We start from the raw sequence: 19,687 nt of genomic DNA on the forward strand, positions 1-19,687 counted from the left end.
GAGCGGCGACGCTCAGGAATAGGGATAGATCTCGTCGTCATCTTCCTGCCCGGTCTCATCCGTGACGGGAAGCTGCGACGGATCCGGCGCATAGTCGTTGCGGCAGCGATACAGGCCCAGGGCTTCGTCGGTCTCGGCGCGCCAGAGCAACTGGTCCAGGTGCGTGAGCCGGTGCGGGCTGATCCATTCGCCCATGGAATAGACCGATTCGACGAAGCGCAACGGTGTCGCGGCATCTCGGGCGTTCAGGACAGAACCTGCTTCGTGCAACGGCGATAGCGCGGCATAGCCGACCGGTATCGGCACGATCCAGCCGCTGCCGGCGCCGCGCCAGGGATCCGCCCAGCGCTGTTTGCCATCGGTTGGCGCGGGTTCGCCGTCCTGGAGTGGTACCGGCTCATGGTTGAAGCGCGAGGCATGGAGCCAGGCGTCCAGCAGGGACGTCTGCGGATCGCGCTCGCGGAGACGATGCAACCGGTCAGCCAGCAGATCATCACGTCCAACCAGCGCGAAGCCGGGCAACCACTGCCGACGCCATTGGCGGAACTGCCTATCGCGCTCCTGTGGGTCGTCTGCCAGGACTGCCAGCCAAGGACGCACGCGCCGGCCAGGTGCGGGACGGGAAGGCAACAGGCTGCCGCCGGCGACACGCATTTGCGCCAGCACGTCGCCTGCCGTATTCGCCCATTTCTGTGTGTCGGTTTCGTTGCCCCGCAGCAGCTTCGGCACCGTATCGGTGGTGCGTATTTCCGAAACGCTAAAGACCAGCGAAATGTCCAGATGAATGCGGCCTTCTTCGACGATGGCTGCCGTGCTTCCGTCCTTGTCCACGGGATTGCGGGTCAAGTTGAAGCTACGCACGTAGCCTTGCGTCGTCTGCTCCTGGTGATGGTGGCAGATCACGCCAACGCCGTGCAGCCGCAGCGGGACTTTGGCCTTGGCCAGATTGCGTTCCAGCGCCCACATCAGGCCGGTGAAGGCGGTGATGGAGGGAAAGCCGTGCGTCAGCGGGCTGGAGATGGCGTTGGCGTTTTGGATGCGTAGGTGGGGAAATACCAGAAGTGCTTCAGAGGAGAAGAGAGCATTCACCATGCATCCCCCCGCCCTGCCGTAGGCGAATCACCGTCTTGACGCGAAATGCGATCAGACGCATCCAGCTGCCTGCGCAGTTCACGAAGCTGCTGAACGAATCCATCTTCGTCGGCAAGCAGTTCTTTTTTCCACTGCCGCGCCTCTACGTCTCCAACTGGCAATTGCGCAGACAAATAGCGATTTAGCCAGTTCGCAAAACGGCGGCCAATCTCATTGGGCCAAGTCATAAGCAGCCATTCTCGAGCGAACTTCGACTCTTCAGGCAACTCCCCCCGCAATGGGTCCAGCCACAACTGTTCTTCTCGGGCCAGCTTCTGGAATCGTTCGGCATCGCGCGTCCAACCCGCAGGAAATGTCTGCAAGAACTCACCCGCCATCGTCACAATTTCATCCACCACAACATCGATGTAGGCATCTCGACGTTGGCGCGTCTGCAAGTTGGGCGCAGGCTCTGTAGCAAGAAACGCGCGCAGGTCGCGAATTGCCCTGCGGACTTCCGGACGAACGATATAGAGCTTTTCAAATACCGATTCGACGTGAGCGGGTTGCCAGAGCTTCGTGCGGCTCCACATCGGTGGCAACGAGGCGAGCAGATAGTTCACTCCGCCGCGCTCGCTATTCAGCTGCGAAATGTTCTGAGGCTTGGTGCCACCGAGCTTCTGTGCGGCCAGCCCCGGATAGTCCCGAAACACGCCATCATGGGGCTTTCGCTCTCGCCGCGCCTGACGCGCGGCCTTGTTGACCTCACCAAAACGATCCTCCTGAATTTGAGCGTACAACTCATGGACAAGAGATGTGGCGTGCAGGGGCGCCAGCAGCACATAGTCGTCATCTGTGCACGGATCGTCGGCAGCAAGCCAATACACCTGCTTGGCTCGCGTATGCGAACTGGGAGCGCCGGCACGTGGCTGTGTGAGCCCTACGAATGCATCACTCAAGCTTTGAGCTTGAGCCGGGTTGTCGTGCAAGGCTAGGCGTGCGGCCTCATCGTTCGTCAGCAATGCGGTCAGCAAGCTAATACCATCGACTTCAAGCTTCAGCAGCTTGTACACATCGAGCGCCGCGGCATTGCCGACCACATCACCCACGAAGGACTGCCCCAACACATGGCTGCCCAGTTCCTTCAACGGAGGCAGGCCGCGAGGGTCCACATAAAGATTGGTACCTCGAGCGTCAGGGTGTACTGGCTTGAGGGAATGGGTCACTGCCTGGATTTGTTCGACACGTTTGGCTGCGCTGAGCAACCATGTGTCACGCGCATACGCCGCAATGATCTCTTCGCGTTGAGAGTCATCGGGGCCTAGCTTTTCGAGCTTGGACTGCAATCGCTCCAGCAAGAATTGGTCGATTGCGGCACGAAAGCGTTCCTTGCGCCTTGTTACATGAACATCGGACATGGGGAATACCTTTCACGCAAAAAAGGAGATAATTTCCCAGTCAGCAATAGCCGACTGGGAATGATGGATTACGGCGTTTCAGCCGTCACAGCTCTTCTGAGCGCGTGATTGCTTGTCACGATTCCTCCTTCTCTTTGGTTGGTGCCTCGACAGCACGTTGTTGACATGTCGTGACGCAGGTCTGAACTGCGTCACGACATCTTAAAATTTAACCAGTCAGCGTAGCTGCGCAGCGGCAAAAAATTAATATGAATAATTCATCGTAGCTTGAAAGGGTGGTATCGTGCAAGCCTCTGTCGCAAGACAGCTCAGAAAAGTCACCGTAGTTGCACGGCGGCTATTCTTCTCTGCTGAACAAGCAGCTTGAATTTGTTGGAAACGTCGTCCATCACGCAAATTGCTGGTATTTCGCCCAAGCGCGTCCCGTCCGTACGTTAGACAAGATACTCATCAAAGATCTATTTGCCCGGCGCCCCTCGCTTGCCTACCAACGGCAGATATCTCGAGTGCCTACGGTCAATACGTATTCACGATGTGAGTACGCAACCGTACCGTTGACCTTGCTTTCTGACGGGCGTTACACAAGCGCGAGCACCACATCAAAGCTCCCGAAACGTTCCACACGCGGTGACTTGTGCACCTTCGACAACGCGCCACATCTTCTCCGCGCGCCACGCGAGAACCTTGAGGGAGTCCCGCTATGTTGAGTGACCGCCTGAAATCCCGCCTGACCAAAGACCGACCAATGACCCCGATCACGCTGCGCATTCCGGTGGACGTGGTCGAATCGATGAAGACCATCGCGCCGCAACGCGGTTTTTCCGGATACCAGGCCCTGCTCAAGTCATACCTCAGCGAAGGCTTGCGCCGTGACGAGCAGCAGTTCGCTTCCGCCTCGCACGCCCGGCTGGTTGAAGCACTCAAGCGCCATGGCGTTTCCCCTACGCTGATCGAGCAGGCCGAACGCGAAGCGGCCGACGCCTGACGCGAGCGGTGTCTACGCACCGCCTCGCGCGGGCCCGCCCGCACTGTCGCCTTCATCATTTCGCCTTGAATCCCAGACACTCGTGATACCACCAGCCCTGCCCTGCGTTGTCGGGCAGGCTGGCGATGGCGTATCGCTGCGCGCAGTCCGGTAGCGACTGCCCCAATTCCTGCGCCAGCGTCATCAAATCCTCCAGCAAGCTGCCTCGCAGCCACGGTGTGACGCAGCCAACCGCGATGCTCTCCAACGGCACCGAATGCCGCTGGAACGCATCGACCGGCACGTGCAGGGGTTTCCTGCGATCCCGCTCATCGACCACGCGATGCAGCAACAACCGCTCTTCCTCATCGTCAGGCAGCAGCGCGACATCCACGCGCGGCGCCGGATCATGGCGAAAGCGCTGGAACTGCGGCAACAGACCCGTCAGCCAGAGGTTCTCGCTGCTGGCCCAATGCAGGCTGGCCGAACGCTGCACGGACGGCGCGTTTGGATTGTCCGTGGCGGGAGGCAGCATCGCTTCGTGCATGCGCGCATGTTCCAGATCGACCAGATTGCGAGTGGGGCGCAGCCCTTCCTTGACGACGGAGATGCGCGCGCGCGCATCAACCGGCCAGATGACCGCGCCGGCGGTTTCCCGAGCCAGCAACGATTGCAGTTGATGCGACTTCAAATGGAAGTAACGCTCCATGCCCGTCTTGCCGCCGGTCTCATCCATTTCAAAACCTGGCTTGCAAAAGGCGGCCTTGCCCGACGGCCTTTCGTAGGCTCGCAGATTGCTGTCCAGCACCCGCATGTTCACCCCGCCCGCCTTGCCCGGCCGATGCCGTCGCACCCGCCCGGCCAGCTGAATAAGCGATCGCATCGACGAGGGTTCGACCACGGCCCAGTCGTAGTCATGGTCACGCCCCACTTCCGTGACCGGCGAACCCAGGACGATGAACAGATGATGAGATTCCGGGCTGGCATCCATCAGGGCGCGTATCGACGGCTGTCGGAAGACCGGATCGATCCCATCCGTGGCGCGGCGGTCAAGCACGGTGTCTAGCTGCCGCTCGATGCTGGAGCGCGCCAACAAGGGAAACTGCGAGTGATAGACGCACATATGCACGCGCACGCCGGGCGCGGGCGCGCCTTGGGCATACATGGCCAGCGCCACATCGAACAACGGATCGATATTCGCCATGCGGACCAGGCCGAAGCTCACGCGCTTGCCGCTGGCGGGATCGACGCCATGGTTGTGGGGCTGCTGATGCAGTTCCCAGGCCTGCGCCAACACATAGCGGGCGAAGTCGCGGCGGCGATCGGCTTCGTTCATTCCGCTCCATTCGGTTGGCAGCGCCACAATGGCGGCCAGCCGGCGCGGCTCGGCCTGGGCGAGCTGGGCCACGCGCTTTTCCACGAAGCGTTCATGGCAGGCGCGAAAACCCTGCGCGTCGGCGCAATCCTGCTCCTGCTGCTGAAACTCGTCCATCCACAGGCAGCAGATGGCGGCGGACTCGCCGGGCCGCTCGCCACGATGACGCTGATACACCTCGCGTCCGGCGCGATAGGCCAGGAACAGTCCCTCGACCAGCGCCGGCGGCAAGGTGGCCGAGGACAGCAACACGCGCGCGCCCAGCAATCCCGCCCAATGCACCAGCCGCGTCAACGCGGGCAGGTCGGCCATGTCGAAATCGTCCGGTTCGTCCAGCACCAGGTCGCTGGTCATGAGCCGCAGCATGGGCGCGATCTGGCGGCCGCCGCGCAGGCTCTCGGTGGCGGGCGTCAGGTGGTCCACGGTGCAGGCCAGCACGGGCGCGGCAATCAGCGAGCGAACCTGGGCATCGTCGGTCAGACGTTGCAGCAGCGGATGCCGGTCGTCGCCTTCGAACAGAACTTGCCCGCCTTCGTCGAGCAGCGCCTGGCGCGAGGCCGAGCCCGTCGCCTCGGCCCGGGCTTCCCAGTATTCGAACAAGGCGCTGCTGGCGGCGCCGCCGACCTTGATGGCCAGCTGCTCATCGCCCAGGCCCAGATCCCTCTGAAACACGCGCCCTGTCTGCAAGGTCAGTGTGCGCAAGCCAATGGCGAATGCGCAGCGCATGCCCACGCCAGGGTCGGCCAAGGCATTCATGATGCGGGCATTGCCCAGCGTCTTGCCGCAGCCGGTCGACGCCATGTTGACGATGAACGCACCCTGGCGCTGCGCGCGCTCACGCACGCCGGCGGCCAGGTCGGCCGCCTTGTCCTGCCATTGGAATCGTGGATTGGAATTGCGCTTTTTCAGGCCACGGTGATTTTGCAAGGCGGGCAGGCTGCGCGTCAGCGTGGGCAGCGAACGCGCCACCAATGTGGCATGGGCCTGCACGCCGAGCAGGTGTTCGTCCAGCGTCTGGTTGAACAGGACCTTCCCAGCTGGCGCATCATGGTTTCTGCTCGTATTGGCGTACAGCGGATAACTCGCATTGCGGTAGGGCTTGCGCTGCGCTTCGTCCTCGATGCTCGAGTAGTAATGATCGGCCAGCATCAGGCACATGCGCGAGACGTGTATCGCGAATGGGTCTGTCATTGCCGCGTCCCAGTCCGACGGCCGCGGCAGCTCCAGCAGTTTGCGTGCATAGCGTGCGGCCTGCTTGCGCCATGCGAGCGTGCCAACAGGCAGCCCCAGCGGGAAATGCCAGTGGGCGTGCACGCTGGAAATAGGTGCATCCTCGCGAGGTTCATTCCAATCGGCGCTGATGCGCTGCAACAGCCCGTGCAGCTCGGCAGCGTTCACGAACCGGGGATGGGCGCCAAAGCGCCGCCAGCGATACTGCGGTTGATCGATATCCTCGCCGATGCTGCCGCTGTCCTGCGATACCGGCTTGCATGGCAGACGATGGTGCGTCAGCACCAGCCAGGCCACGGCCTGAGCCAACGGCGGCAACGAGGCGAAAGGCAGGCATTCTCCAGCCTGCGGCTCGTCAATACCGTCGCGCAACAGGCGGCCTCCTTCGGTATCCAGCCATTGCCTCTCGAAAGCCTGTGCTTGCGCGTCCGCATCGGCGCTAGCGGCCAGCCGACGCAGCCAACCCGCATCGTCGTCATCGCCCACAAAGGCCTGGAACAGGCGCACCGACACCCATTCATGACGATAGTGATTGCGCTCCCGCAAGCCAGGCTGCTTGAGGCGATCCTGGAACGCCTGCGTCGCTTTCCCCAAATCGTGCATCAGGGCGGCTAGCGCGGTCAGCGCCGTCATCAGCGGCAAATGATGCCAGTGGCTTTCGTCTTCGACACGCAGCACATCGCTGGCTGTGGTGTTGGTGGGGACGGCGCCCACGGCGTTGAACTGACGCGCATCGCCGACGATCCACAGCAGTTCGCTATGGTCGCGGCCGCGTATCCAATGGCAGGCCACGGCAGTGTTCTTGCGCGCGCGCTGGCGCAGCAGCCGGCGCACGGCGTCCAGGCCGGCCTGGGTAATGGGCGTCTGCCAGGTACGGTCTCCGCGCCGCTCGGCATACTGATCCAGGATGCGGCGCGTCTCGGTCAGCGCGCGCTTGGAGCATTGGGACACGAAAAGCACGTTCATGGCCGGGATTCCACATTATCCGCCGGGGCCGCCAGGCGCGATGTTTCCAACGCGATGCGCTTGAGCGTGTCGATGACGAAGTCCAGGGCCTCGTTGCGCGTCAGCGCTTCGATGCATTGCCGACGGAACTGTTGTTCGTCGTCGCCGCGCATGGCCGACAGAAAGGCTTGCGGCAATATCACGGCGTCCTTGATCAGGTCCGCGGCATCAAACACCAGACCACCACGACGCGTCTTGCCGTGCAGGACGGCCAGGCCATGCGGCAGACCCAGCACCCAGGTGGCGGTTGCGCCCAGACCATATGCCAGGTAGTTGCCATGGTCTAGATAACGGTTGGCGATATCCGTGCCGCTACCACGCTTGGCCCTGGTGAAGTCGCCGTAGCCCACCGTATCGACGGCAAGCTTGAACAGTGATTTAGTCAGCTGCGCTTCGCCGACCAGCAACGCGGTGACGTCCGGCGCATTGTCGATCTGCGTACCGGCTTGCCGCAGCAGCGCCGTCAGACGTTCGCCGTCCACCTCGAAACCGGACTCGCGCGTGGCGCGCGTGGTCCATGCGGCGTGCAGGCACTGCAGCCGCGCAGCCTGTAATTGCTTGGCGGCATGCAAGCGCAGCCCGTCGTCGAACCAGAACCGGACCCAGGCCTGCAAGTATTCCGTCGGCCGATATTCGCTTTGCGGTGCGAACCAGGCCACCTCGACATCCAGCTCGTTGACGCTGAACAGCGGCGTGCCTCCGCCGCCGCAAAAACCGACCAGCACGCCTGCCTTGGCCAACTCGCGCATCGCCGCCTGCGTGACGGACGTGCCCGTCCCGAGCAGGATGCTGGTGGTATTGGCAATGGGAATGTTCCAGTACAGCTGTTTCTTGCCCGTATCCGTCACATACTCGACGCGGCCGCCATTGATCAACACCCGGCAATGTTCCAGGTAATAGATGTTGGCGCGCTTGGAATGCAGAATGCTCTTGAGATCGGCGGCGCGTATCGCTTCCATGCTTTCCCCGTTGCAGATTCGGACGAGGGCCAGTCAAACAGATTCCGTCGCACAGCGTCAAGGCATCGATCATGGGAAGAATCTGAAAAACATCTTGAACGCCGAACGGATGCCGATGGCTTGATTTCCATCACTACGGGCTGGGCATGCTCTGCATGGATCGCGAGCGGAGAGTCCCATTCCACACAAACGACAAAAAATCTCGAACAACAAAAAACCCCGACACCGTTACCAATGTCGGGGCTTTGCCGGACAGCCGCGCTGTCCGATGCAAGCAAGCAGCGCTTAAACCGCCTTCTTCAGTTCCTGCACCTTGTCCGTGGCTTCCCACGAGAATTCCGGCTCGGAACGGCCGAAGTGGCCGTAGGCGGCGGTCTTGGTGTAGATCGGGCGCAGCAGGTCCAGCATGTTGACGATGCCCTTCGGACGCAGGTCGAAGTGCTCGCGCACCAGCTTGGCGATCTGGTCGTCGGGGATGACGCCGGTGCCTTCGGTGTAGACGGTGATGTTGATGGGCTCGGCCACGCCGATGGCGTAGCTGACCTGCACCTGGCACTGGCGCGCCAGGCCGGCGGCCACGATGTTCTTGGCCACGTAGCGGGCCGCGTAGGCGGCCGAGCGGTCGACCTTGGACGGATCCTTGCCCGAGAACGCGCCGCCGCCGTGCGGGCATGCGCCGCCGTAGGTGTCGACGATGATCTTGCGGCCGGTCAGGCCGCAATCGCCTTGCGGGCCGCCGATGACGAAGCGGCCGGTCGGGTTGACCAGGAACTTGGTCTGGGGCGTGATCAGGCCTTCGGGGAAGCTGGGCTTGATGATGTCTTCGATGACGGCTTCACGGATCGCGGCTTGCGAGATCTCGGGCGCGTGCTGGGTCGACAGCACCACGGTGTCGACTTCCACCGGACGGCCGTTGACGTAGCGGAAGGTCACTTGCGACTTGGCGTCCGGGCGCAGCCACGGCAGGCGGCCGTCCTTGCGCAGCTCGCTCTGGCGCTGCACCAGGCGGTGCGAGTACCAGATCGGCGCGGGCATCAGGTCGGGGGTTTCGTCGCAGGCGTAGCCGAACATCAGGCCCTGGTCGCCGGCGCCCTGGTTCAGGTAGTCCTCGGAGCTGCGGTCCACGCCCTGGGCGATGTCGGGCGACTGCTTGTCGTAGGCGACCAGCACCGCGCAACCCTTGTAGTCGATGCCGTACTCGGTGTTGTCGTAGCCGATGCGGCGGATCGTGTCGCGCGCGACCTGGATGTAGTCGACGTTGGCGGTGGTGGTGATCTCACCGGCCAGCACGACCAGGCCGGTGTTGCACAGCGTCTCGGCCGCCACGCGGGCGTTGGGGTCCTGCGTGAAGATGGCGTCCAGGATCGAATCGGAGATCTGGTCGGCTACCTTGTCGGGATGCCCTTCAGAGACGGACTCGGAAGTGAAGAGGAAGTCGTTGTTGGCCACAGATGCGTCCTTTGCTGCCCGCTTGACGCAGGCGTTGGTTCACAAGGCGCGTAGCACCCCGGACTGCATGGCATGACGCTATCTGGGCGCGACGCTTTAGCGGATTTGGCAGGCGCCGCGCAATGCGCATGGCCCCTGTCGTCGCCCCGCAAGTTGTCGGTTAACTCGGCGACCAGTCGATTTTAAGCGAAAATGCGGGTCTGATGCTTTGCCGGGGGTCCGACCCGATCTTCCGAGCACCGGCACGACCATGCCCGACCTTATCCCTTTGCCGCATGCTTCTCGCCCTCTTCCGCCTGTTCGCCTCCCTGCCCCTGCCGGCCGCGCATGCGCTCGGCCGCCTGGCCGGACGGCTGGTCTATGCCTGCCCGGGCAAGTACCGGCGCCGGCTGCAGGCCAATGCCGCCCAGGCGGGCTACCCCGATCCGGCCTTCGCCCGGCGGGCCGCGGCCCAGGCCGGCGCCATGATCCTGGAAATGCCCCGGGTATGGTTCCGCAATGAGCAGAGCCTGGCCCAGGTGGTGTCGGACGACAACGAGGTGGTGGCGGCCGCGCGCGCCGAGAACCGCGGCATCCTGTTCCTGACGCCGCACCTGGGCTGTTTCGAGATCACCGCCCGCTACCTGGCGCGGCTGATGCCCATGACCGTGATGTTCCGTCCGCCGCGCAAGGACATCCTGGCGCCGCTGCTCGAAACGGCGCGCAACAGTTCGGCGGTCAACGCCGTGCCCGCGACCATGCAAGGCGTGCGGGAATTCGTGCGCGCGCTGCGCCGTGGCGAATCGGTGGGCATGCTGCCCGACCAGGCGCCCGGCGTGGGCGACGGCGTCTGGGCGCCCTTCTTCGGACGCATGGCCTACACCATGACGCTGCCGGGCAAGCTGGCCACGCAAACGGGCGTGCCCATCATCCTGACCGCGGGCGAGCGCCTGCCGGGCGGCCGTGGCTGGCGCATCCACTATGTGCGCGTGCCCGAGCCGCTGCCGGCCGAGCCCGAAGCCCAGGCCGCGCTGCTGAACGCCGCCATGGAAACGCTGATCCGGCGCTGCCCCGAGCAATATCTGTGGAGCTACAACCGCTACAAGACGCCGCGCGGGGCGCCGCCGGCCCCGCAGGCCGACGCGACCCCGACCGCCGGCTGAGCCGGAACGCCGCTCCGCCGTCCCGGCAATTCATTCTTCCGCCATGAGCAATCCCAAGAAAACACGCACGCTCGTTACCCTGATGAAATGGTTCGGCCGCATGCGGCCGTCCACCCGGCTGCGCGTCGGCGCGGCGCTCGGCTGGCTGGCCCTGAAGCTGGCGAAGTCGCGCGTGCGCATCGTGCGCAAGAATCTTGAGCTGTGCTTTCCCGACCAGCCCGAGGCGGTGCGCGAGCGCTGGGTCGCCGAGCATTTCCGCGCGCTGGCGCAGTCGATCGTGGACCGAGGCGTGCTCTGGTACGGCACGCCCGAGGCGGTGCGCGAGCTGGTCACCGAAAGCGGCTCCGAACGCATCAACGACCTGACCGCGCAGGGCCGTTCCGTCATCCTGCTGGCGCCGCACTTCATCGGCCTGGACGCCGCCGCCACGCGACTGACCATGGAGGTGCCCAGCGCCGCCACCATGTACACGCCGCAGAGCGACCCGCACATCGACGCGCTGGTCGCCGCCGGCCGCGCCCGCTTCAACGAGGTCTTCCTGGTCAGCCGCAAGGATGGCGTGCGCGACCTGGTGCGCCATCTGCGCGCGCCGCGCCCGGTCTATTACCTGCCCGACATGGACTTCGGCCGCCAGGGCGCGGTGTTCGTGCCCTTCTTCGGCGTGCAGGCCGCCACGCTGCTGGCCACGGCCCAGTTGGCCAAGAAGTGGGACGCCGCCGTGCTGCCGGTGCTGGACTTCTGGAATCCCGAGACCGGCAAGTATCATGCCGAGGTGCTGCCGCCGCTGGAGAACTTCCCCGGCGAGAACACCCTGGAAGAAGCCACCGCGCGCCTGAACCGCGAACTGGAAACCTGGGTGCGCCGCTGCCCCAGCCAGTATTACTGGGTGCACCGCCGCTTCAAGACCCGTCCGCCCGGCGAGCCCAAGATCTACTGAGGCCGCCCGCCTGCCCGCGCCCCCGGGAATGGGCGATAATCCCGCCATGAACTGGAACTTCACCAAAATGCATGGCGCGGGCAACGACTTCGTCGTCCTGGACGGCGTGCGCCAGACCATCGAGATGACGCCCGAGCGCACCCGCGCGCTGGGCGACCGGCATTTCGGCGTCGGCGCCGACCAGATCCTGCTGGTCGAGCGCGCCACCCGGCCGGACGCCGATTTCCGCTACCGCATTTTCAATGCCGACGGCAGCGAGGTCGAGCATTGCGGCAACGGCGCCCGCTGCTTCGTGCGCTTCGTGCATGAACAGGGCCTGTCCGACAAGAACCCGCTGCGCGCCGAGATCTCCACCGGCATCCTGGTGCTGGACGAAGGCGACGACGAGCAGGTCACCGTAGACATGGGCAGCACACGCTTCGAGCCGTCCGCCCTGCCCTTCGACACTGCCGGCCTGGCTTCGCGCCAGCAAGGCCAGGACACGCTCTGGGCGCTGGAACTGGACGCCCCCGCCGGCCTGCCCCGCTCGGTCGAGGTATCGGCGGTGGCCATTTCCAACCCGCACGCGGTGCAGGTGGTGGACGACGTGGACGCCTTCCCCGTCGGCGTGATCGGCCCGCTGGTCGAGACGCACGCGCGCTTTCCGCGCCGGGTCAACGCCGGTTTCATGCAGGTCGTGGACCGCAACAACATCCGCCTGCGCGTCCATGAACGCGGCGCCGGCGAGACGCTGGCCTGTGGCACGGGCGCCTGCGCGGCAGTGGCCGCCGGCATCCGCCGCGGCCTGCTCGATTCGCCGGTACGCGTCCAGGCGCGCGGCGGCGTGCTCACCGTGGCCTGGGACGGTGCGCAACTGCGCATGACCGGCCCGGCCGAATCCGTATTTTCCGGGCAGATCGACATCGACAAGCTCGTCTTTTCCATGGCGCTGAACCGCTGACCCCATGACCGATACCGCATTCACCGCCCAAGACATCGCCGCCTTCCTGCAGGAACATCCCGGCTTCTTCGACGAGCACGCCGAGGTCTTCGCCACGCTGCAGGTGCCGCACCCGCACGGCTCGCGCGCCATCTCGCTGGGCGAACGCCAGATCATGACGCTGCGCGAGCGCAACCGCGAGCTGGAATGGCGCATGAACGAGCTGGTGCGCAACGCCAGCGCCAGCGAGAGCATCGGCGCGCACATCGCCAAGTGGTGCTGCCGGCTGCTGTCGGAATCCGAGCCGCAGCGCGTGCCGGGCGAGATCGCGCTGGGCCTGGCCGAACAGTTCGACCTGAACCATGTCGCGCTGCGCCTGTGGAACCTGTCCGGGCAGCCCGACAATGGCTACGGTGAACCAGTGAGCGCCGACCTGCGCGCCTTCGCCGACAGCCTGAAGGCGCCGTACTGCGGCACCGACACCGGCTTCGAGGCCGTGGCCTGGCTGGACGCCAAGCCCAAGTCGCTGGCCCTGGTGCCGCTGCGCCTGGAAGCCGACGGCCCCAGCGTGGGCCTCCTGGTGCTGGGTTCGGACGACGCCGAACGCTTCAGCCCGGACATGGGCACCACCTTCCTGGAATCCATCGGCCAGCTGGCCTCGGCGGCCCTGCACCGCCTGGAACCGGCCGCGCCCAAGGCCTAGCGCCGCCCCGGCGGACGCGACGGATGACGCCATGACGCAAGCCGACACTGCCGACGCCCCGTCCGAACCGCTGCCCGGTCCCATGCAGGACTGGCTGCGGCACCTGGAAGCCAACCGCCGCTACTCGCCGCACACGCTGGCCGGCTACCGCCGCGAACTGCATTTCCTGCACGAACTGGCCGGCAAGGCCGGCCAGCCGCTGGACAAGCTGGCCAACGGCCATATCCGCCAATTCGTGGCGCGATTGCACGCGCAGGGCCGCGGCCCGCGCAGCCTGGCCCGCACGCTGGCCGCCTGGCGCGGCTTCTACAAATGGTGGGCGCCAGCGATGGACATGGCCGGCAATCCGGTGGCCGGCGTGCGCGCGCCCAAGGCCCCGCGCGCCCTGCCCAAGGCGCTGTCGGTGGACCAGACCCAGGCACTGCTGGACCGCGCGCCCGCCCAGGTCGCCAACGAACCGGCGGCCCTGCGCGACCAGGCCATGTTCGAACTGTTCTATTCCAGCGGCCTGCGGCTGTCCGAACTGGTCGGCCTGGACCTGCGCTATGAACGCTCCGCGCAATACGAGTCGCGCGGCTGGCTCAACCTGGACGAAGCGGAGGTCGTGGTGCTGGGCAAGGGCGGCAAGCGCCGTTCGGTGCCCGTGGGCCAGGCCGCATTGGCGGCCCTGCGCAAGTGGATCGCGGCGCGGCCGCAGCTGATGCCCTTCAGCGCCGCGCCCGAGGATGCCGCCGCCCTGTTCCTGGGCGCGCGCGGCCGCCGCATCTCGCCGCGCGTAGTGCAGCTGCAGCTGGCGCGCGTGGCGCGCGAGGCCGGCCTGCCCACGCATGTGCATCCGCACGTGCTGCGGCACAGCTTCGCCAGCCACGTGCTGCAATCGGCCCAGGACCTGCGCGCCGTACAGGAAATGCTGGGCCACGCCAACATCTCCACCACCCAGGTCTACACGCGCCTGGACTTCCAGCATCTGGCCAAGGCCTACGATCAGGCGCATCCGCGCGCCGGCCGCAAGTCCTGACGGCGTCCGTTCGCGGACGCCTCAACCGCCGCCGGCCAGCATCCCGCCCAGCAGCAGAATGCCCAGCAACAGCACCGCCAGGGCCGCCAAGGCCTCGACGCCGTAGCGCAGCCGCGCCGCGCCGGCGCTGGACAGGCGCGCGCCCAGCCGGTTGGCCGCGCCGCCGGCGGCCACCGCCAGGCAGGCCAGCCCGGCGACCGTCAGCCCCGTTCCCAGGCCCATCGCGAGGGCCGATGCGATGCCGGCGGCGAAGAATCCCTGCGATAGCGAAAAGACCAGCACAATCAGCGCGCCGCTGCAGGGCCGCAGCCCGACCGCCAGGATGGCCGACACGGCGCGCCGCCAGTTCATCGGCCCGGCGACCTGCTCCGCCGCCGGCGCATGGGCGTGGCCGCAACCGCAGTCCTCGTGATGGACGTGATCATGCTCGTGATGATGCGTCGTTGCATGGCCCTGTCCGCCCGGCGCCGACACGCGCACGGCGATTGCCCGCAGCGCCGCAGCACCCTTGGGCGGGGATGCGGCCGGTGCCTGAACGGCAGGCGGCGCCGTGCGCCGCGCATCGGCCCTCCGCCGAAGCAATGGCCTCAGCGCCTTGAGCCAGACCAGCCAGACACCCAGCAAGGTCACCAGCGCATACGAGGCCAGCTCCAGCCAGCGCGTCGCCTGATTCATGACGGCCGCCGTAGCATCGAAAACCAGCGCCAGCACGGCGACCAGCGCGATCGCCACCAGCGCCTGGATCAATGACGACAACAACGCCAGCAGCGCGCCGTTGCGCGCGGTCTGCCGGTTGGCCAGCACATACGAGGAGATCACGGCCTTGCCATGCCCCGGCCCCAAGGCGTGGAAGACGCCGTAGGCGAAGGACAGGCCCGCCAGCGCCCAGGCTGCGCCGCCCTCGGCCTGCCAGGCCCGCACCGCGCCGGTCAGCTGACGGTAAAAGTGCGTCTGCCAGGCCGAGACCTGGCCGAAGAAGCCCGCCAGCCAGCCCGGGCCGGCCATGCCGCCGCCGCTCTCGGGCACGCCGAAAGGATGCGCGGACTGGGACCAGGCCGGCCCCGCCCACGCCAGCAGCGCCGCCAGCGCGAGCGCCAGGATCGGAGACCAGGCGCGCAACGTGCCGGCCGGCCGCATCACGGGCAGCGGACCTCGATGCGATGCGTCAGGCCCTTGGTGATGGCGAACAGTTCTTCCGGCAGCGCGTCCGGGTCGGCCGGAATCGCGGCCAACTGCTGCATGGTCTTCCAATCCAGTTCCTTGGGCTTGCGGTAGGCCCGGTTGCAGGCCGCGGCCTGCGGCCCGCCCAGCGAGACCGCGTCCTTTTCGTCGAACGCATAGGCGACGAAATAGGTCGGGTCATAGATGTCGATCTGCGCGCCGTCCGCGCCCAGCGCCATGGGCTCGGCCAGCGGCAGCGTGAAGGCCAGCGACAGACGGCCGGCCTTCGCGTCCCAGTCCACGCGCGCATCACGCGGCGCGGCGAATGCCGCGCTCTTGCCGTCCACGGACACGCGCGTGAAGTAATGCGAAATCGGCTCGCCCAGCGCCTTCATCCAGTCGCGCGCCATGCCGGCGCGCGTGTCGGCGGACAGCGAGCCGTCCTTGCCTCGCTTCAGGCCCTGCGTGGCGTAGGCGCCGAACATCTCGTCGAATCGCCAGACCTGCCGCACGGCGGTGATGCGCTTGTCCGCGTCCAGGTCGATCACCGCGCGCGCGTCGATCCACATGTGGGGATGCGCGCTGGCGGTCGAAGCCGCCAGCAGGCCGGCGGCGACGCTCAGGGCTGCAAGGCCGCGGCGAGTTGGCGTGCGTTCCATTCAAACATTTCCAGGTAGGTGGCGCCGGGCTGTCCAGGCTTGGACAGGGCATCGGAATAGAGCGTACCACCCACCTTCGCGCCGGTTTCGCGCGCGATCTGCTGCACCAGTCGGGGGCTGGTGATGTTCTCGACGAACACGGCCGGCACGCGCTCGCGCTTGACCTGTTCGATGATGCGCGCCACGTCGGCGGCCGACGGCTCGGCGGCGGTGGACACGCCGGCCACGGCGATGAACGTCACGCCGTAGGCGTCGCCAAAATAGCCGAACGCATCGTGCGAGGTGACGACCTTGCGGCGCTCGGCGGGAATCGCGGCGAAGGTCTGACGGATCGTGGCGTCCAGCTTCTCGATGCGCGCGCCGTAGGCGAGCGCGCGCTGGCGATAGGCGTCGGCATGGGCGGGATCCGCCGCCGCCAGGCCCTCGGCCACGTTGCGCGCGTAGCGCGCGCCGTTGGCCAGGTTCTGCCACGCGTGCGGATCGGCGTCGCCGTGGTGATGATGGTGCCCGCCCTTGTCGCCATCGGCATCGCCTTTGCCATGGTCGTGGTCGTGGTCGTGGTCGTGGTCGTGGTCGTGGTCGTGGTCGTGGTCGTGGTCGTGGTCGTGGTCGTGGTCGTGGTCGTGGTCGTGGCCATGATCATGCCCGCCGCCGGCGAACTTGCGTGGCGTCACGCCTTCGGACGCCACCACCTTCCTGCCGGCGAAGCCCGAGGCCTTTTCCAGCCGCGGCAGCCAGGCCTCGAAGTCCAGGCCATTGACGACCAGCAACTGCGCGCCGGCCAGCTTCCTGGCATCGGCGGGCGTGGGTTCGTATTCGTGGGCGTCGCCATCGGGACCGACCAGCGTGCTCACGCTCACATCCTTTCCGCCGACCTCGCGCACGATGTCGCCCAGGATGGAAAAGCTGGCCACCACCTTCAGCGGTTCGGCCGCGTAGGCCGGCGTCAGGGCGGCGGACAGGCACAGGCCGGCGGCGGCCAGCAGGGCGCGCCGGCGCGGCGCGGAGATGAAATCGTTCATGGCGGATCTCCGGAAGAATCAGGCGCGGCCGGCAAGACGGCGCGCCCGCAGCAGCCCGCCTCGCGGGCCGCCGACGATGGAAAGGAGGTAACAGCCGCCCGCGACCAGGATGATGGCGGGCGAGGCGGGCACATTGAAGTGATAGGAAACCAGCAGGCCGGCCACGGACGAGAACAGCCCCAGCCCGGCCGCCAGCGGAATCTGGCGCGCGGCGGACAGCGCCCAGAAGCGGGCCGAAGCGGCGGGCAGCATCATCATCCCCACCACCATCAGCGTGCCCAGCACCTGGAAGCCCGCCACCAGGTTCACCACCACCAGCACCAGGAAGCCCATGTGCACCCAGCCGCCCGCGCCGCCGCTGGCGCGCAGGAATCCCGGGTCCAGGCATTCGGCCACCAGCAGGCGGTAGATGGCGGCCACCGCCAGCAGCGTGACGCTGGCCGTGCCCGTGACCAGCAGCAGGGCATCGTCATCCAGCCCCAGCACGGTGCCGAACAGCACGTGCAGCAGGTCCATGTTGGAGCCGCGCAGCGACACCAGCAGCACGCCCAGGCCCAGCGAGATCAGATAGAAGGCGGCGAAGCTCGCGTCCTCGCGCAGCGGCGTGAGCCGCGCCACCAGGCCCGACAGCAGCGCCACCGCCAGGCCGGTCAGAATGCCGCCCAGCATCATGGCCCAGAGCGACAGCCCCGACAGCAGGAAGCCCGCCGCCACGCCCGGCAGAATGGCATGTGACATGGCGTCGCCCATCAGGCTCATGCGCCGCAGCACCAGGAACACGCCCAACGGCGCGGCACCCAGCGACAATGCGCAGGCGCCGGCCAGGGCGCGCCGCATGAAGCCGTAGTCCAGGAACGGCGAAACGATCCAACCGGCCAGCGTCATGCCAGGCTCCCGCCTTGCCGCTCGCGCGCGGCGCGTAGATGCGCCTCGCTCAAGGTCTCTTCCGTGCGGCCCCAGGCCACAACGGATCCGGACAGCAGCAGGCATTGCGGAAAATGGCCACGCACGACGTCCAGGTCGTGCAGCACGGCGATCACGGTGCGGCCCTGCTGGTGCAGGCCGCAGAGCAGCGCCATGAGCTGATCGGCGGTATGGCTGTCCACGGCTGCAAAGGGCTCGTCCAGCAGCAGCACCGGTGCGTCCTGCACCAGCATGCGCGCGAACAGCGCGCGCTGCATTTGGCCGCCGGACAAGGCATCCAGGCTGCGGCCCGCCTCGGAGGCCAGGCCCACGGTCTCCAGCGCCTGCATGCAGCCGTCGAGTTCCTCGCCACGGTAGCGGCGCCAGGCGCCGACCCGCCGCCAGGCGCCCATCGCCACCAGCTCCAGCACCGTCATGGGAAAACTGCGATCCAGCTCGGCGGCCTGCGGCAGCCACGCCAGATCGGCGCGGCCCGCGCCAGCGATTCTCAGGGTACCGGCCATCGGGGGCAACACGCCCATGATGCCTTTGATCAGCGTGGACTTGCCGGCGCCGTTCGGACCGACCACCGCGGTCATGCCGCCGGCTGCGAAGCTGCCGGAGACGGAGCGCAGCACCGGATGCCCGTGCCAGCCGAAGGAAATCTGGTCGAGTTCGATGGCGGCGCCGGCGGCGGCCCCGGACGACAGTGCGGCGCTCATGCGCCCCACCAACCCAGCGCCCAGCTGGTCAGCGCCCACAGGCCGCCAGCAGCCAGCGCCGCACCGGCCATGCGGCGCCATGCGGAAGCCAGGATAGCGGAGCGGACAAGACGCCGCGAGGGCGTGGCGCCCGGCCTCGGCGGCAGAAGCGTGAAGTGGGACATACGGCGAAAAACAGGAAAAGGCGGCGGGCGGCGAAGCCGGGAGAAGCTGAGTTCAGACCAGTTTCTGTTATATTATATCATAACCAATCGACTTGGATTTTCCCGGACCCGCCCGCATCTGGAGGTTTTCTGCTACCTTCCAGCCATCGCGCGCGCGGCGCGCGTGCTTCACCCCTTGATAGATATCGCCCGCCATGCCCGCTACGCCCCGCTCTCCCCGCAGTGACACCGTAGGCGCCCAGCTCAGCGTCGCCGAGGCGCTGTGCGAACAGCGCGGACGCCGCCTCACGCCCATCCGCCGCAAGGTGCTGGAACTGCTGCTGCGCCACGGCCGCAGCCTGAAGGCCTACGAATTGCTGGACGCCATGCGCGAAGTGCACCCCGGCGCGGCGCCTCCGACCGTCTATCGGGCGCTGGATTTCCTGATGGACGAGGGCCTGGTCCACCGCCTGGACGCCGTCAATGCCTGGAGCGCCTGCCACGACGCCGGCGGCGCGCCGCATGATCTGCTGGTGGTCTGTACCGGCTGCGGGGCGGTGGCCGAGCTGTCCGATCCCGCCATGAGCCGCCAGTTGGCAGAACGCGTGGCCCAGACCGGCTTCACGCTGGCCACCCACGAAACCGAGATCCGCGCGCTCTGCCCGCAGTGCCAGCAGAAGCAGCCCGCCGACGCCGGCCACCACAACCACCGGCACTGAGCACCGTCCGGCAAGGGCAGCGACAGGGGCGGACAATCCGCCCCTTTTATTTTGCAATCTGCGTCCACCCCAATAGCCGCCGCGTGCATCGCACAGGCTTCCCCCAAACGCGGCCGCGCGGAGCCGGCTCCGCCGGTCCGCAGCGGCGCCCCTTGGGGGGAAGTGCCG

Annotated in this window: 17 protein-coding genes; 7 read left to right on the top strand and 10 right to left on the bottom strand. The window is 66.6% G+C overall.

The window, feature by feature from the left end:
* Positions 1-12 precede the first annotated feature (12 nt).
* Positions 13-1,092 (bottom strand): type I-F CRISPR-associated protein Csy2, encoded by a 1,080-nt coding sequence (csy2, locus tag C2U31_RS03575; protein WP_103271585.1) that lies wholly within the window; start codon positions 1,090-1,092, stop codon positions 13-15.
* Positions 1,086-2,489: a type I-F CRISPR-associated protein Csy1 gene (csy1, locus tag C2U31_RS03580; RefSeq protein ID WP_103271586.1), complete on the bottom strand. Its 1,404-nt coding sequence runs from the start codon at positions 2,487-2,489 to the stop codon at positions 1,086-1,088. The genes csy2 and csy1 overlap by 7 nt, the downstream gene beginning before the upstream one ends.
* A gap of 745 nt (positions 2,490-3,234) precedes the next feature.
* Between csy1 and C2U31_RS03585 the strand changes: the two genes are divergently transcribed.
* A complete protein-coding gene (locus C2U31_RS03585; RefSeq protein ID WP_233772630.1) occupies positions 3,235-3,474 on the top strand; it encodes a BrnA antitoxin family protein in 240 nt (79 codons plus the stop codon).
* Positions 3,475-3,529: 55 nt separating this feature from the next.
* Here C2U31_RS03585 and cas3f read toward each other — a convergent pair whose 3' ends face one another.
* The 3 genes from cas3f to metK all read right to left on the bottom strand — a co-directional run bounded on the left by cas3f (position 3,530) and on the right by metK (position 9,471).
* The gene (cas3f, locus tag C2U31_RS03590) at positions 3,530-7,024 is read right to left on the bottom strand and encodes a type I-F CRISPR-associated helicase Cas3f (protein ID WP_103271588.1); all 3,495 of its coding nucleotides are present in this window, start codon (positions 7,022-7,024) and stop codon (positions 3,530-3,532) included.
* Positions 7,021-8,022 carry a type I-F CRISPR-associated endonuclease Cas1f gene (cas1f, locus tag C2U31_RS03595; protein ID WP_103271589.1) on the bottom strand — a complete coding sequence of 334 codons (1,002 nt, stop codon included), beginning with the start codon at positions 8,020-8,022 and terminating at the stop codon, positions 7,021-7,023. The genes cas3f and cas1f overlap by 4 nt, the downstream gene beginning before the upstream one ends.
* 285 nt (positions 8,023-8,307) lie before the next feature.
* Positions 8,308-9,471: a methionine adenosyltransferase gene (metK, locus tag C2U31_RS03600; protein WP_103271590.1), complete on the bottom strand. Its 1,164-nt coding sequence runs from the start codon at positions 9,469-9,471 to the stop codon at positions 8,308-8,310.
* 275 nt (positions 9,472-9,746) lie between these two features.
* On the opposite strand from metK, the gene C2U31_RS03605 reads away from it, so the two are divergent.
* The 5 genes from C2U31_RS03605 to xerC are packed head-to-tail and all read left to right on the top strand — an operon-like array spanning position 9,747 to position 14,190.
* Positions 9,747-10,613, top strand: a complete 867-nt coding sequence (locus C2U31_RS03605) for a lysophospholipid acyltransferase family protein (protein WP_103271591.1) — start codon at positions 9,747-9,749, stop codon at positions 10,611-10,613.
* 43 nt (positions 10,614-10,656) lie between these two features.
* A complete protein-coding gene (locus C2U31_RS03610; RefSeq protein WP_103271592.1) occupies positions 10,657-11,550 on the top strand; it encodes a lysophospholipid acyltransferase family protein in 894 nt (297 codons plus the stop codon).
* Between the two features lie 28 nt (positions 11,551-11,578).
* Complete coding sequence (gene dapF, locus C2U31_RS03615; protein ID WP_103271593.1) at positions 11,579-12,490, top strand: diaminopimelate epimerase; 912 nt, start codon at positions 11,579-11,581, stop codon at positions 12,488-12,490.
* A 4-nt stretch (positions 12,491-12,494) separates the two neighbouring features.
* Entirely contained in the window at positions 12,495-13,172 is a 678-nt protein-coding gene (locus tag C2U31_RS03620; RefSeq protein ID WP_103271594.1) for a DUF484 family protein, read from the top strand.
* A 31-nt stretch (positions 13,173-13,203) separates the two neighbouring features.
* The gene (xerC, locus tag C2U31_RS03625) at positions 13,204-14,190 is read left to right on the top strand and encodes a tyrosine recombinase XerC (protein WP_103271595.1); all 987 of its coding nucleotides are present in this window, start codon (positions 13,204-13,206) and stop codon (positions 14,188-14,190) included.
* 21 nt (positions 14,191-14,211) lie between these two features.
* On the opposite strand, the gene C2U31_RS03630 is transcribed toward xerC, so the two are convergent.
* Genes C2U31_RS03630 through C2U31_RS03650 form a run of 5 tightly spaced genes read right to left on the bottom strand, consistent with a single transcriptional unit; the run spans position 14,212 to position 18,657 of the window.
* Entirely contained in the window at positions 14,212-15,327 is a 1,116-nt protein-coding gene (locus C2U31_RS03630; protein WP_103271596.1) for a nickel/cobalt transporter, read from the bottom strand.
* A complete protein-coding gene (locus C2U31_RS03635) occupies positions 15,327-16,010 on the bottom strand; it encodes a DUF1007 family protein (RefSeq protein WP_103271597.1) in 684 nt (227 codons plus the stop codon). The genes C2U31_RS03630 and C2U31_RS03635 overlap by 1 nt, the downstream gene beginning before the upstream one ends.
* The gene (locus C2U31_RS03640; protein WP_103271598.1) at positions 15,971-17,032 is read right to left on the bottom strand and encodes a metal ABC transporter solute-binding protein, Zn/Mn family; all 1,062 of its coding nucleotides are present in this window, start codon (positions 17,030-17,032) and stop codon (positions 15,971-15,973) included. Before C2U31_RS03640 ends, C2U31_RS03635 begins: the two co-directional genes overlap by 40 nt.
* A gap of 18 nt (positions 17,033-17,050) precedes the next feature.
* Positions 17,051-17,917, bottom strand: coding sequence for a metal ABC transporter permease (locus C2U31_RS03645; protein ID WP_103271599.1), 867 nt, complete (start codon positions 17,915-17,917; stop codon positions 17,051-17,053).
* Entirely contained in the window at positions 17,914-18,657 is a 744-nt protein-coding gene (locus C2U31_RS03650) for a metal ABC transporter ATP-binding protein (protein WP_103271600.1), read from the bottom strand. Before C2U31_RS03650 ends, C2U31_RS03645 begins: the two co-directional genes overlap by 4 nt.
* Before the next feature lie 358 nt (positions 18,658-19,015).
* Between C2U31_RS03650 and C2U31_RS03655 the strand changes: the two genes are divergently transcribed.
* Positions 19,016-19,519, top strand: a complete 504-nt coding sequence (locus tag C2U31_RS03655; RefSeq protein WP_103271601.1) for a Fur family transcriptional regulator — start codon at positions 19,016-19,018, stop codon at positions 19,517-19,519.
* Positions 19,520-19,687 lie beyond the last annotated feature (168 nt).

This window comes from Achromobacter sp. AONIH1, from assembly GCF_002902905.1.
Lineage (GTDB): Bacteria > Pseudomonadota > Gammaproteobacteria > Burkholderiales > Burkholderiaceae_B > Achromobacter.